Origin of the sequence: Myxococcus sp. AB056 (genome assembly GCF_006547365.1) — a bacterium.
In the GTDB taxonomy this organism is placed as follows: domain Bacteria; phylum Myxococcota; class Myxococcia; order Myxococcales; family Myxococcaceae; genus Myxococcus; species Myxococcus virescens.
On sequence record NZ_VHLB01000051.1, the window covers coordinates 1 to 13,967 of the forward strand.

Sequence of the window (13,967 nt, forward strand, 5' to 3'; positions counted from 1 at the left end):
GGGCCTGACCGTGGAACGGCCGCCGCAGCAGCGCACCCCTACGACGCCCCCGGGCATCATGGCCCGCACGGGCGGCGCGTCAGGCCCGGCCACCACCCGTCCGCCCCCGCCGGTTCCGGACAGCGCGATGCCCAGCCGGGCCGGTGTGGCGCCCACGGCGCCGCGCCCTGCCCCTCCGGCCGCCTCCAGGTTCGGGCTCGCGGTCATCGCGGGCTCCACCCGGGGGCAGCGCTACAAGCTGCCTGTCACCGGTTGCGTCGTGGGCCGCCAGCGCGGCGCCATCCTGTTCGCGGACGACGCCTTCGTGTCGCCCCTACATGCCACCTTCCTGGTGAAGGATGGCGCGCTGTACGTGCGGGACGAGTCCAGCGCCTCGGGCGTCTTCGTCACTATTGGGGGCACGGAAGCCCTCACCCCGCGCACCCACTTCAGCGCGGGCCAGCGCCTGTTCCGTTTCACGGGCCGACTGGAGCCCCAGCCCCCCGTGACGGGACGCCCCGCCATCTACGGCGCCCCGGTGCCACTGGGGCAGGCCGTCTACGGTGTGGAGGAAATGCTCGTCGGTGGCCGGGCGGGACGCGCGGTGGTGACGGCGGCGCCGCTGCTCACCATCGGCCTGGCCCACTGTGACTTGAGCTTCCCCGGCGACGAGGGCCTCGCCGGCCGCCACTGCGAGCTGTCCCCAACGCCCACCGGTGCCCTGCTGAGGGACTTGTCCGGGGGCCTGGGCACCTATGTGCGCCTCGCGAGCGGCGTCGAGCGCCCGCTGCGTCCGGGAGACCGCGTCCGCCTGGGACAGCACGTGCTTCAGGTGGAGACGCTGGGCTGACGCGGGGCAGGCGCCCCGAAGCTTCGTGTCCCGGGGCGGCAAGCCGACACCGCCCCTCGTGACACACCCGTCAGGGCGACGTGGGCTGCGCCACGGTGCCGTTCAGGCGCTGCTCGATGAGGGCACGCGCCTTGGAGGCGGGCTGCTCGCGCAGGTGGCGATTCCACCAGCCCCGGGCCTCTTCCTTGTCCGGGTTCTGACGGTGCCAGTAGACCTCGCCCAGCTTCAGGGCCAGCTCCGGGTCACCACTGCGGCTGAAGGCCTCGCGGTACTTCGTCGCCGCCAGCCCCACGTCCGCGCGCTGCAGTGCCTTGTCACCCTCTCGTGCCAGCTCCAGCGCGCGCTCGACGTTGCGCGCGCCCGAGACAATGGCCCGGTCGTAGAGCGGCACGTCGGGGCTCGCGCCCACGGCGGAGTTGTTGGCCCCCGCAGGCACCGGCGCATTCGTGGGCAGCGCGTAGGGCAGGTCCTGCGCGCCCCCGCTGCCCGCGCCCATGAAGAAGTAGTAGGCGAAGAAGCCCAGCGCGGCGACCACCAGCAGGATGGTCAGCGACTTGAAGAAGAACGCCACCCCGCTGCTGCCGCCGGCCCCCGGCTGCGTGTGGACCAGCGAGTCCGTGTGCTCACGCGTGGCGGCCATCGCGTCAGCGTTCGCGGGCAACGGTTCGAGCACACCCGGCAGGGCGCGCACCGTGGCCTCCATGGTCACTTCGTTGCCCCACCCGGGCAGCGTGGCATCCCGGACATCACTCTGCGGACTGGCGGCGGACTTGCGCGGCAACGGCGCCAGCACCGCCGACGAGTTGGCCGAGCGCCGCGGCGCCGAGTCCATCCGGCGGCGCTCCTTGTCCACGGCCTGCAGCTCGGCCTTGAAGGCCTCGGCGCTGGCGGGCCGGTCCGCCGGGTTCTTGGACAGCGCCCGGAGGATGAGCCGCTCCATGGCCGGAGAGATTCGCGCATCCGGCCGGCGGCGCGTGGGCGGCGGCGGCTCCTCGGTCAGGTGCTTGGTGGCGAAGCCCACCGCCGAGTCCGACTCGAAGGGCAGCAGGCCCGTCATCAACTGGTAAAGGATGACGCCCACCGCATACAGGTCCGAGCGGTGGTCGAGCTGCGAGCCCCGCGCCTGCTCGGGCGACATGTATTCGGGGGTGCCGCACACGAAGCCCGCGCGGGTGAGCGCCGGACCGTCGTCCGTGGAGTCGGTGATCTTCGCGATGCCGAAGTCCAACACCTTGACGAAGTCGGGCTCGTTGCGCCGCGGCTCCACCATGATGTTCTCTGGCTTGAGGTCGCGGTGGATGACGCCGGCGCCGTGCGCGTCCGACAACGCGCTGAGCACCTGGCTGACGATGCGCACCACGCGCCCCTCGTTCAGGGGCCACTCGCGGCTGAGAATCTGGTGCAGGTCCTGCCCCGCCACGTACTCCATGGCGATGAACAAGGCCCCGTCCTCGGCCTGGCCGAAGTCGAGCACGCTGATGGAGTTGGGGTGGTTGAGGCGGCTGGCGGCCTTGGCCTCGCGCTGGAAGCGCGCCACGGTGCGCTCGTCCGACAGGAGCGTGTGCCGCAGCACCTTCAGCACCACCACCTTGTCCAGGGAGAGCTGCCGGGCACGGAACACCTTGCCCATGCCGCCCTCGCCAATGAGGGCTTCGACCCGGTACTTGTAGGCAATCGTCTTGCCGACGTACTCGTCCGTATCGGGCGTACGCACGAGGGTCGCGCCACAGGCGGGACAGAAACGGGAAGATTCTTGGGCGTCAGCGCCGCAGGAGGGGCAGTGCAAGGAAACGATCCCCAAAGGGGTGGGACACCGACTTCATCACGCCGCTCGGGTGGGGGGCAAGCCGCGAGCAACGCAAGTCGAGCAACCGAGCCCCGGCCCTGGTACAACCCCTAGCCCTCCATGGACGCGATGGAATACTGCCCCCGCTGTGACACCGAAAATCCTCGGGACGCCTCCGTCTGCCGGGCTTGCGGCTCGCCGCTGCGCTCCGGAACGATGGTGATGGCCGTCGCCAGCGTCGCTTCGCGCCCGCAGGTCTCCATCCGCGTGGTGCGCGCCGATGGCGGCCCCGAGTCCGTCGTCCGCATGCAGCGCGACACCCTCACCTGCGGTCAGCAGGCGGACATCTCGCTCACGGACGACCCCTTCATCATGCCGCTCCAGGTCCGCTTCTTCTTCTCCGGCATCCGGCTGGCCGTGGAAGACGTGGGCGGCGCCAACGGCGTCTTCGTCCGCCTGCGCCAGGAGCGAGAGCTGCCCCCCGGCGGCGAGCTGCGCCTGGGACGCCAGCGGTTGGTGCTGGAGCCCATTCCCACCGCAGCCATGGGACCAGGCGGAACCCAGGTCTGGGGTTCACAGGATCCCGGCTACCGGCTGCGGCTGGTGCAATTGCTGGAGGGAGGCCTGCGAGGCGGCGCCTTCCCCCTGCGCGAAGGCGACAATCTCCTGGGCCGCGAGCAAGGTGACCTCACCTTCCCCACGGACGGCTTCGTGTCCGGGCGGCACGCCGTGCTGACGGTGCGGCAGGACCGGCTGCAGGTCCGGGACGTGGGCTCGTCCAACGGCACCTTCATCCGCCTGTCGGGCCCGACCTTCGTGGACAACGGGGACCACTTCCTCATTGGCCGTCAGTTGCTGCGCGTGGAAATCCAAGCGCCCACGTCCTGAAATGCCAAGGGCCGCACGGGGGTATCCCCCGCGCGGCCCTCACGGCCTCGGTGCTCAGCCGTAGGATTTCTCCTTCTTCTCCTGCTCCTCCTTGCAGCGGATGCAAAGCGTCGTCACCGGGCGCGCATCCAGTCGCTTGGGCGAGATGTCCTCTTCACACCGCTCGCAGACGCCGAAGGTGCCGTCCTCGATGCGGACCAGCGCCTTTTCGATCTTCTGCAACAGGAACTTCTCCCGGTCCCGCAGACGGAAGACCATTGACTGCGCATACTCGGAAGACGCCAGGTCGATCTCATCGGGAAGGTCGTCCGTATCGAAACTGGACTCCTCCACCAGGGTCTTCTTGGCGCTCTCGAGCAGGCTCGCCTTGCTGTCCTCGAGCATCTTCTTGTAACGCTTGAGATCTTTCTGGTTCACAGCCTTCGCTCCAGTTCAGCGAGGTTTTGGGGCCCTGCACCCCAAAAAAAGGGCCCGAAAGCTTCATTCATGAGGTCTTCAGTGTCAAGCTGACGTGGGTATGACCAAGGGTGAAGGGAGGGGCGTTTGACCGAGAACACGAAGTTTGATCGAGAGTTCCTGCGCTCGGCTCTCTCGTTGGCCGGCAAGAACGAAGTCGATCACTTCCTATATATCTGCGACACGCCCATTCCCGCCGAAGAGTTTCGCGGCCGGCCTGCTCGCAAGAAGCTCGTCTACGCCGTGACGATGCCCAAGCTGGCGGAGGAGCACCTCGCCAAGAAGGTCCGCGCGCTCGTCATCCCCGCGTACGACTACTCCCGCACCGAGCGCGTAAAAGTGGCGCTCGTGTCCGCGCTGTCCCAGGGAGCGTTCAAGGAAGGCGACCTGGTCCTGTGCATGACGGGCAAGGTGGGCCGCGCGCCGGACACGCTGATGCAGACGCGCATCGGCGGCTCGCTCGATGACCGCGTCGCCATCGAAGGCGTGAAGCTGGGCGACGAGTTCAACTCCCAGGTGGTGGACGCCCTCATCCAGCTGGCGCTGCAGATTGGCCAGGAAGGCTTCGAGGGCCACCCCATTGGCACCATCATCACCATTGGCGCCCACAACACCGTGATGGAGAAGAGCCGGCAGATGACCATCAACCCGTTCCAGGGCCTCTCCGAGGCGGAACGGAACGTGCTCGACCCGAAGATTCGCGAGGCCATCAAGAACTTCTCCGTGCTCGACGGCGCCTTCGTCATCCGCGAGGACGGTGTTGTCCTGGCCGCGGGGCGCTACCTGTCCGCGGCGGACGAGGCCGTGAAGATTCCGCTCGGTCTGGGCGCGCGGCACGCTGCCGCCGCCGGCATGACGTCCACCACGGGCTGCATCGCCCTGGTCGTGAGCCAGACGTCCGGCGCGGTGCGCCTCTTCAAGGGCGGCAACATCGTCCTGGAGCTGCACCAGACGGCGCGCCGGACCTGAAAGCCGCGGCTCAGTCTTCCTGCGACTTCTCCTCGCGGTAGATGTCCGCCAGTGCGTGCGCGCGCTCGATTTCATCCCGAGCCGCGTCCACCACCAGCGCCTGGTCGAAACGGGCCACGCGCTCGCGCAGGGACTCGGTGACGAGCCCGCCCAGGGTGAGCTGCGCGGACGCGCTCTCCCGTTCGTGGCGCAGCTCCACCACACGATCGCCCAGCTCGCTCGCGGCCTCCAGCAACAACCGCCCGTCCGCCTCGGCTCGCTCCAGCGAATCACGCGTGCTGGCCAGGAGGTCCTCCGCCTGCGCCTGGTCCTTCTCCAGCACGCGCACCGCCCGAGCGTCACCGCGCTCCTTCGCGGTGGCACGCCGCGAGGTGAGCTCCAGCAACCGGCGCGCGTAGCGCTCCTCCGCGCGCACCAGGTCCGCCTTGAGCGCCAGCAGCGTGGCCGCGGACTTGCGGACCTCGGCGGCCTGTCGCTCCAGGTTCTCGATGAGCTGGTCGAAAGCAGCCAGCGGGTCCGCTGGGCGCGACGGCTCCTTCTTTCGTCTCCTCAGCAGGCCGAAGAACATGGGCGTGGGCGCAGCCTACCCGAAGGGCCGGCACAACAGCCGCACGCGCTGCAATGCCTCCTGCGTGGCCTGCCCACCCGCGGACAACGCGGACAGGTAGCGCGCCGGGGTCAATCCGTACACACCCAGCAGGTGTTGAAGCAGCAGCAAGCTCTCCGCCGCGCGCCGGTCCGCGGGGGCCAGCGACGCCGCCTCCACCAGCGCGCCCAGGATGTCCGCCACACGGTGCGTGACGTCCTTGCCAGTCGGCTCGGCCCCGGGGGGCGGCGTGGGATTCTCCGGGAAGAGCGCGTCGAACGAAGCGTCCACCGCCACGGTCCGCGGAGCGTCCCGCCCGGCGGCGACCGCCTCCAGCGCCTCCAGGTGCGGCGTGAGCTGCTCCAGCGCATCACCGGACGCCGGCACGTCACGCGGCAGCAACGTGCGCCAGGGCGTGTCGAACTCCGTGCGCGCCCACAGAATCTCCTCGTCGGAGAGGTGGTGGTAGAAGGCGCGGCCTCCGGCGGCCCGCTGCTCCCGGACGAGGAGGCGGAGGTCCGGGTTCTCCTCGCCCAGGGACACGAAGCTCAACGCGATGTCCAGCGCGTCCATGGGCGCGCGGGTGCGGCGGATGAGCTCCAGGTCCACGCGGTCCTCGCCGTCCGTGACGAGCACCACGGTGGCCCGAGCGAGGTACGGGTCCCTCCCCTGCGCAGCGCGGATGGAGTCGAACGCGGACATCAGCGCGAGCGTGATGTCCGTCTGCCCCTCCGCGGGTGAATCGCGGAAGAGCTTCTCCAGTTGCCGGGTGGCCTCCAGCGCGGAGTCCACGCGCGCCAGCTCGGTGGGCACGTCATTGAAGAAGCTGAAGTACAGCGGGTCGAAGTGCTCGCCCCGGCGGGCCTTGACGCGCAGGTTGTTGAGCTCCGCGATGACAATGGCATCCCGGAAGCGGGCTCGCGCGCCGTGCATGGAGCCCGACGCGTCGCAGACGTAGACCCGCACCGCGGTACGCTTCACCTTCCGGGGGCGCGGGGGCGGCTCGTCGTCCAGGTACGCGCGCACCAACTGGTGACTGGCGGCCAGGTCGCGCAGCAGCATCCGCGGGTCCGTCAGGACGAAGTTGTTCAACTCATGGAGGCTGCCCGTCGTCTCGTAGGTCATCGTCTGCGTCGGGTACGGGACACGCCGGGACACCGCCCGCGCGGTGCGCGTATCCGCCAGGACGATTTCCTCCGACAGCGCGTCCTCCACGTCGAAGTAGCGGGCACAGCCCGCCGCCAGCTCGAACGTGGAGAGCTGCTCGGGTTCCAGTGAGAAGGCCAGGTCCGTCAGCAGCTCATCGGCCTTCGGAGGGCCCGGGACTTCGTCAGGCGCCGTGGGCGCTTCGCCGAACCAGTGCGACAGGCCATCGAGCTCCGCGCGCTCCATCAGCGACGACAGTTGAGGAGGTGCCGGCAACATCGGTGTCAGCGCTGCCCGGGCCGCGTCCGCCAGCGCCGCGTCCCCTGCCTCCAAGGCCCGCTCGTAGAGCCCCTTCAACGAGCGGTAGGCCACCTGGGGCTCGCGCCGGGCCGTGTGACGCACGTGCCGCAGCAACTCCTCCATGGAGCGCACGGCCGGAACGGCCCGCACCCGCTCGCGGGCCTCGGCCACCTGGCGCCGCAGCACCATGCCTCGCTCGCGGTCGTGGTCCGCGCCCAGGCGGATGAGCAGCTCGTGCGCCAGGTCCAGGTCCCGGCGCTTCTGCATGACGTCCGTGGGATTGGCCCGGGCCCGCTCCGCGAAGAACTCCGCCACGGCCAGACGCGCACTGGTGGGAGCAAGACGCGGAGTGCTCCCATCGATGCGCCCGTAGATTTCCAGCTCCGCGTCGTCCTCCTCCGGCTCCGAGGGAGGACGGGCGAAGAGGTCCGCCACCTTCACCGCGCGCGCCAGCTGGATGAAGCCCTTCTCCAGCACCGCGACCGCGCCGGGAAGCGGCTCTCCCTTGCGCCAGGCCCGCTCCACGAGCACCAGGCACGCCTCCACCTCCTCGAGTGCTTGATGGGCCCTGTCGAGCAGCCCCTGCGCCAGTGCCCCCGCCCTGCCCTTCCGCAGGCCCAGCTCCCTGAGGAGCCGTGCGTCCGCCGACGTGTGCACGCCCACCCGGTCCAGGTCCCGGTCCAGCGAGGCCAGCATTGGCAGCGCGACATCCTCGGGCCCGCGAGCACGTCGCCCCAGCAGCGTCCACGCCCGCCAACCGCCGCGAGCGGGCGCGGGCTGGTGGAGCGCATCCAGCCGCTGCCGGAGATCCGCGAGGCGCCGGGCCAACACGCTCAGCGTCCCCTCTCCGCTTCAACCTGTCCCCCGCGGGAGCGCCGGGTCATGGCGCGGACCGCCGCTCCAGCACCTGCCGGCTGAAGCGCCCGAAGTCCTCGTCGATGCCGCGCAGCTGCCCCTCCAACCGTCGAGCCCCCTCGCCCAGGTCACCGGGCATGGTCCCCAGCAGCGCGAGGACACCCCGCAGCCGAACCAGCTCGCCTTCCTTCAACGCGAGCATCGGGAAGCGGCTGCGCACCAGCCGGTCCACGGTGCGTTCGGCATCCGCGCGCTCCGTCATGGATTCGGGCGGTGGAAGCGACGTGAGCAGCTGGGTCAGCCAGCTCCGCAGGTATTTGACACGCGTCTGGACGAACCCGAGCTCCGCCTGGGCCACCGCCGAACGCACGGCCTCCGACAGGAAGCCGGGCGCGGCAGCGCCGTGGTTCGCGGCCAGTTGCCCGTCCAACCCCAGCAGCGCGGCCAGCTCTCCATCAGGCGCCTTCGCCGCGAAGTCGCCCCGGTAGAAGACGTAGGCGTCCCCGTTGAGCACCGACGTGGACGCGGGCGGCGGGCTGGGCACATCGCGCGTGAGGAGATGGGCATGCTCGCGCAGCCGGGACTCGATAATCTCCCGGCACTCGGCGAACACCGCGTCGATGGGCACCCCCTCGCGCCGGAGGTTCTCCGCCACCGACTGCACCGCGCGCCCGTACTGCTCGATGCGTTCGAAGGGCGTGGAGGACAGCACCTCTCGGGCGTAGGCGATGCCCAGTGGGAGCAGCAGCTCCTGCTTGAGGCCCTGTTGCGTGGGGTCCAGGACAGCCAGGGCGTTCTCCAACTGCGTCAGGCGGCGCGAATCTCCCGCCAGCGCTTCGAGCGGCTCCCGACGTCCCCGGGCCAGGTTGCCCTGGAACGAGAACACAGCGCGCCGGCGCAGCGCGGACACGACCCGGCTCCGGACCTCAGCCTCGGCCGTGAGCAGGCGCTCCGATGCGGCGGGTGCGCCGTCCGACAGCTGTCCCGCCAGCTCCCCCGTCTGGGAAAGCTCCTCCTCCAGGTTGTCCGCCAGCCCGACCAGGCCCTCCAGCTTGAGCCCGTCCTCGAAGTCCACGCTCTCCGCGGACAGGGCGATCATCTCCTGGGCACCTTCCAGAAAGCGGGCCGTTGCCTCGCACAACGCCCCGTAGCCCGGCCGCAGCTCGGGGACGTCGCGACAGAGCGTCAGCACGTCGCCGAACGACACCAGCAGTGCGATGCCGCCCCGCCCCTCACCGTGCCCTGCCATGCCACGCGCCAGCCGCTGCTCCTGCGCCGCCACCAGGGCCCGCGCCGCCGCCACCAGCGGTATCCGGTTCTGCGCATGGCGCGGCCCGGGCACCAGCTTGGTCAACAAGGCCCGCGCCGTGGTGGAGACAACGCCGGGCTGCCAGTTGCGGCTCACGGACTCGACGGAACTCACCTCTTCGGAGGACCCGAGCGCTTGCGCCTCGCGCTCCACGCCTCCCCCCAGCTCCCGCTGAATCTTGGCCAGCGCTTCGTCGAAGGCGCGCTGCTCCAGGCGGACGATTTCGAGCTGCGCCCGCTCCCGAGGGTCCACCACGGACTTGAGCAGCGCCTCCGTCTCCCCCGCTGGCGGACCTCCCAGGAGGAAGAACCAGCGCAGCGAATCCAGGTCCTCGACGGTGGCCTCCAACGCCCGCTCGGGGCGCCGGTAGATTTGATCCCGCACCACCGCGGCCTTCAGCGCCCACAGCGCCTTCACCACTGAGCGCTGGGAGAAGTACTTCGTCGGCACGTAGTCCGGCAGCTTCGCCACCTGGGCCGCGAGCGCGCGCTCCAGCGCATCCGCCAGCAACTCCACGCCTTCCATGATGTGGCTGGGCACCACCACCTTCGTCACGGCGTCCTGCAGCAGGTCCACCTGCTGCAACGACAGCTGCGCGCGCAGGTCCGGCCGGGCGAAATGGGAGAAGCGTTGCAGCATGGCCGCCCGGCTCTCCCGGCGCGCGAACGACTTGGGCACGAAGCAGATGAAGCTCAGCCGGTCCGCGAAGGCCAGGAGCAGCTCCGGCGAGCGCGCCAGCACCTCGGAGAGATACCGGTTGCTCGTCATGACGACGCACTCGATGCGCCCCGTCGTCACCCGGCGGCCGTGCTTGAGCTCCCGCTCATGCAGCACGTTGAGGATGGAGCGCAGCAGCATGTCCCGGCCGTCGAAGATTTCGTCCAGGAAGGCGTGCTCGGAGCCCAGCATGCCTTCGTCGGTGAGGTACTCGGTGCGTCCCGTCTCCGTGAGCACCTTGAAGTCCACCGGGCCGATGAGGTCCGTCTGCACGGTGGACTCGGCCAGCTGCTTGGAGAAGAGCGACGGTAAGCCCGTGCGCTCGTCGATGATGCGCCCCAGGACGGCGCTGGCGATGGCGCTCTTGGCCGTTCCGGGAGGGCCCACCACCAACACGTGCTCGCGCCCCAGGAGCGCCAGCTCCAGCTGCGTGAAGAGCGTCTCTCGCTCCAGGTAGGCATCCCGGAGCTCGGTGAAGAAGTGCCGGAAGGCGCGCGCGGCCTGGAGGTATGTGGACGGTGGAGATTGCACGGACGAACCCGAGGTGGCGGGGAACCGCCATGCTATCCGCCACGCGCGTCCTATTTGAAGTGGACCACGCACGCTCCGTCTGGGCATTGACGTCCCGCGATGCGGAAGCGATGGCGGGCCACGACGCGGTAGAGCGCATCCAGGAGCTGCCGCAGGCCCGGCACGTAGTACACGCGGAGCAGCCGTCCCAGCGGCCGTCGGCCCAGCGCCAGGACAATGGCCTCCAGCCCCTCCACCACGACCCCATCCGGCAGGACCAGTTGCAGGGCCCGCTCACAGCGGTCCGCCGTGACACCCGGGAAGGCTGCCAGCCCCCCGTCCTCCCGAAACGAGCGCAGGCGCGTCCCCGTCCCGCCCAGCAGCCGCTGGAGCCGCCGGGCCGCCCCACCGCACAGGCGGCAGTGCCCGTCATAGAGAATCACGTCATGCCCGGGAGGTGTCGTCCGCAGCACGGGCGCCATCAGCGAGGCCTCAGCGTGTCATGCAGGTGCGCATGCACCGCACGCCAGATGTCGTGCTGCCGCTCGATGGGGTCCATCACCGTCATGCCCACCGATGTCGCGGGCGAGCTGCCCTGGAAGGCCGAGTACTGACGCACCTGCGTGCCCCCCGCGCCGTCCTCGGCGAAGACGAAGCGATTCGTGCCGCGCAGCGGGTGCCCATCCAGCGTGGTGATGTGCAGCGTGTTCGCGTCCGGCTCCAGGCGCACGGTGATGGGCGCCCACACGGGCGGAAAACCCTTTTCCTCCAGGAACAACTTCGCGCCATCCACCAGCACCGCCGTCGCCGGGCGGACGCGGATGCCTGCGGCCTCGAACACCGCCGATGGGTGACGGACGAAGTAGGCGTAGGCCTGGGCGGGCGCCACTTCCGGAATGGTGCTGGTGTAGTCCGTCAAGGACGTGGGCGCGCCGGGGATGGGCGGACTGGGCTTCAGGTGGTCCAGGTGGATGCGCGCATAGCCATCCACCGCGGCACTCTCCCCCATCAACCGGCTGGCAGCCGCGGCTTCGGATTGAGCGGCCGTGAGCGCCCCCTGCCGCACCTGCTCCATCAGGTTGCCCGTGGGCTTGGGCGGAAACGCGCCGCCCACGCCGAAGTCGAACTGGTTGTCGGCGCCCGTGCGAGGCCCCGAGCGCGGCCCGGGCACAGACAGCGCCGGTGGAGGCCCCGAGGAAGGCCCCCGGTAGGGCTCCACCGCCGAGGACGCCGGCCGGCACTGCGCCGTGCGAGTGGGAGGAGGAACGGCCGCCGGCGCAGCGGCGCCCTCGGAGGGAGCGGTACCGGGCGGAAGGAAGGACGGTGACGACTGGATACGGGACATGGAACACCAGCCCCTGCATCCCTGCCGCCAGTCCTCGCCCCAGTCCCATCAACCCCTTGGCACGGCCCGACGTCCCGCTTCCCGTACGCCCATCCTCCCTTTCGGAACACCCCTCCACCCCGCAAAGCAGAAGGGCCGGCCCCACACTCGCGTGGGAGTACCGGCCCTCTGCGTTACTTCAGCGGCTCACCGCGTCCGAACTACGACTGGCGGAACTCGGCGTCCACCACGTCGTCCTTCTTGGGGCTGGCCTGCGAGCCCGGGGCCGCGGAAGGACCAGCACCCGGAGCGCCCTCGGCGCCCGGCGCGCCGCCCGTGGCGCGGTACATCTCCTCGGCGGCCTTGTAGCTGGCGGCCTGGAGCGCATCGAGCGCCGTCTTGATGGCGTCCTTGTCCTGGCCGTCGCGGACCTTGTTGATCTCCGCCACCGCGTCCTCGAGCGCCTTCGCCGTGTCCGCGGACAGCTTGTCCTTGTTCTCCTTCAGCAGCTTCTCGGCCGCGTAGGACTGGCTCTCCGCCTGGTTCTTCATCTCCACCAGCTCGCGGCGGGTCTTGTCGGCCGCCTCGTTGGAGCGGGCGTCGGCGACCATCTTCTCCACCTCGTCCTTCGCCAGACCGGACGAGTGGGTGATGGTGACCTTCTGCTCCTTGCCCGTGGCCTTGTCCTTGGCGCTGACGTTGAGGATGCCGTTCGCGTCGATGTCGAACGTCACCTCGATCTGCGGCACGCCACGCGGCGCCGGCGGCATGCCCGTCAGGTGGAAGCGGCCGAGGCTGCGGTTGTCGCCCGCCATCTCACGCTCGCCCTGGAGCACGTGGATCTCCACCTGCGTCTGGCCATCCGCGGCCGTGGAGAAGGTCTCCGACTTGCGCGTGGGGATGGTGGTGTTGCGCTCGATGAGCTTCGTCATCACCCCGCCCAGCGTCTCCACGCCCAGGCTCAGCGGCGTCACGTCCAGCAGGAGGATGTCCTTCACCTCGCCGGAGAGCACGCCGGCCTGCACCGCGGCGCCCACCGCGACGACTTCGTCCGGGTTCACCGAGCGGTTCGGCTCCTTGCCGAACAGACGCTTCACGGCCTCCTGCACCTTCGGGATGCGCGTGGTGCCGCCGACGAGGACGATCTCGTTGAGGTCCTTCGGCTCCACGCCCGCGTCCTTGAGACACTTGCGGCAGGGCTCCAGCGAGCGCTCGATGAGGTCATCGATCATCGCCTCGAACTTGGCGCGCGTGAGCTTGACGTTGAGGTGCTTCGGCCCCGTCGCGTCCGCGGTGAGGAACGGCAGGTTGACGTCCGTCTCCATCGCGGCGGACAACTCGATCTTCGCCTTCTCCGCGGCCTCCTTCAGGCGCTGGAGGACCATCTTGTCCTTGCTGACGTCGAGCCCCGTGTCCTTCTTGAACTCGGTGATCAGCCAGTCCATGATCCGCAGGTCGATGTTGTCACCGCCCAGGTGCGTGTCACCGTTGGTCGCGAGCACGTCGACCACGTTCTCGCCCACCTCGAGGATGGACACGTCGAACGTGCCACCGCCGAAGTCGTAGACGGCGATCTTCTCGTCCTTCTTCTTGTCCAGGCCGTACGCGAGCGCCGCGGCGGTCGGCTCGTTCACGATGCGGCGCACGGTGAGGCCCGCGATTTCACCCGCATCCTTGGTGGCCTGGCGCTGGGCGTCGTTGAAGTACGCGGGGACGGTGATGACCGCCTCCGTCACCTTCTCACCCAGGTAGTTCTCCGCCGCGCGCTTCAGCTTCAGCAACACCTGCGCGCTGATCTCCGGCGCGCTGTACTGCTTGCCGTCGATGTCCACGCGCGCATCGCCGTTGGGCCCCCGGGCGACCTTGTAGGGGACCAGCGTGGCCTCCTCGGACACCTCGTCGTGCCGCCGGCCCATGAAGCGCTTGCTGGAGTAGATGGTCCGCTCCGGGTTGGTGATGGCCTGGCGCTTCGCCACCTGGCCGACCAGACGCTCCCCGTCCTTCGTGAACGCGACCACCGAGGGCGTGATGCGGCTGCCTTCCTCGTTGACGATCACCTTGGGCTCGCGACCCTCCATGATCGCGACCACACTGTTCGTGGTGCCCAGGTCGATCCCGATAATCTTGCCCACGGTTCCTATCCTCCGGAAAAGACTGCGTTTTTTCTGAAAACTTCTGATGTACGCCCAACGTAACCACCCACCCCTCGCTGTCAAACGAGAGGGGCCACCGGGCCGCACACCTGAAGGTGGCACTCCCGGCTGCGTAGCGCAGTGCGCAGGCCCACACGCA

The 13,967-nt window shown here is 69.6% G+C and carries 11 protein-coding genes; 3 read left to right on the forward strand and 8 right to left on the reverse strand.

Annotated elements, in window-relative coordinates; translation table 11 throughout:
- On the forward strand, window positions 1-829 hold an 829-nt coding region (locus FMP39_RS21805), incomplete at its 5' end, for an FHA domain-containing protein (protein WP_141592217.1).
- A 70-nt stretch (window positions 830-899) separates the two neighbouring features.
- Here FMP39_RS21805 and FMP39_RS21810 read toward each other — a convergent pair.
- Window positions 900-2,615 carry a serine/threonine-protein kinase gene (locus FMP39_RS21810; RefSeq protein ID WP_141592218.1) on the reverse strand — a complete coding sequence of 572 codons (1,716 nt, stop codon included), beginning with the start codon at window positions 2,613-2,615 and terminating at the stop codon, window positions 900-902.
- Window positions 2,616-2,735: 120 nt separating this feature from the next.
- Between FMP39_RS21810 and FMP39_RS21815 the strand changes: the two genes are divergently transcribed.
- Complete coding sequence (locus FMP39_RS21815; protein WP_141592219.1) at window positions 2,736-3,503, forward strand: FHA domain-containing protein; 768 nt, start codon at window positions 2,736-2,738, stop codon at window positions 3,501-3,503.
- Between the two features lie 54 nt (window positions 3,504-3,557).
- Here FMP39_RS21815 and FMP39_RS21820 read toward each other — a convergent pair whose 3' ends face one another.
- On the reverse strand, window positions 3,558-3,920 hold the full coding sequence (locus tag FMP39_RS21820) for a TraR/DksA C4-type zinc finger protein (protein WP_011553247.1): 363 nt from the start codon (window positions 3,918-3,920) through the stop codon (window positions 3,558-3,560).
- 126 nt (window positions 3,921-4,046) lie between these two features.
- On the opposite strand from FMP39_RS21820, the gene FMP39_RS21825 reads away from it, so the two are divergent.
- Window positions 4,047-4,928 (forward strand): diadenylate cyclase, encoded by an 882-nt coding sequence (locus FMP39_RS21825; RefSeq protein WP_020478587.1) that lies wholly within the window; start codon window positions 4,047-4,049, stop codon window positions 4,926-4,928.
- Window positions 4,929-4,938: 10 nt separating this feature from the next.
- Here FMP39_RS21825 and FMP39_RS21830 read toward each other — a convergent pair whose 3' ends face one another.
- The 6 genes from FMP39_RS21830 to dnaK all read right to left on the reverse strand — a co-directional run bounded on the left by FMP39_RS21830 (window position 4,939) and on the right by dnaK (window position 13,807).
- Window positions 4,939-5,496 (reverse strand): PspA/IM30 family protein, encoded by a 558-nt coding sequence (locus FMP39_RS21830; protein ID WP_141592220.1) that lies wholly within the window; start codon window positions 5,494-5,496, stop codon window positions 4,939-4,941.
- 15 nt (window positions 5,497-5,511) lie between these two features.
- On the reverse strand, window positions 5,512-7,791 hold the full coding sequence (locus FMP39_RS21835; protein WP_141592221.1) for a vWA domain-containing protein: 2,280 nt from the start codon (window positions 7,789-7,791) through the stop codon (window positions 5,512-5,514).
- A 49-nt stretch (window positions 7,792-7,840) separates the two neighbouring features.
- Complete coding sequence (locus FMP39_RS21840; protein ID WP_141592222.1) at window positions 7,841-10,372, reverse strand: AAA family ATPase; 2,532 nt, start codon at window positions 10,370-10,372, stop codon at window positions 7,841-7,843.
- A gap of 50 nt (window positions 10,373-10,422) precedes the next feature.
- A complete protein-coding gene (locus FMP39_RS21845) occupies window positions 10,423-10,833 on the reverse strand; it encodes a thiol-disulfide oxidoreductase DCC family protein (protein WP_141592223.1) in 411 nt (136 codons plus the stop codon).
- Complete coding sequence (locus tag FMP39_RS21850; RefSeq protein ID WP_141592224.1) at window positions 10,833-11,696, reverse strand: hypothetical protein; 864 nt, start codon at window positions 11,694-11,696, stop codon at window positions 10,833-10,835. Before FMP39_RS21850 ends, FMP39_RS21845 begins: the two co-directional genes overlap by 1 nt.
- A gap of 200 nt (window positions 11,697-11,896) precedes the next feature.
- Window positions 11,897-13,807, reverse strand: a complete 1,911-nt coding sequence (gene dnaK, locus FMP39_RS21855; RefSeq protein ID WP_090495211.1) for a molecular chaperone DnaK — start codon at window positions 13,805-13,807, stop codon at window positions 11,897-11,899.
- Window positions 13,808-13,967: the final 160 nt, after the last annotated feature.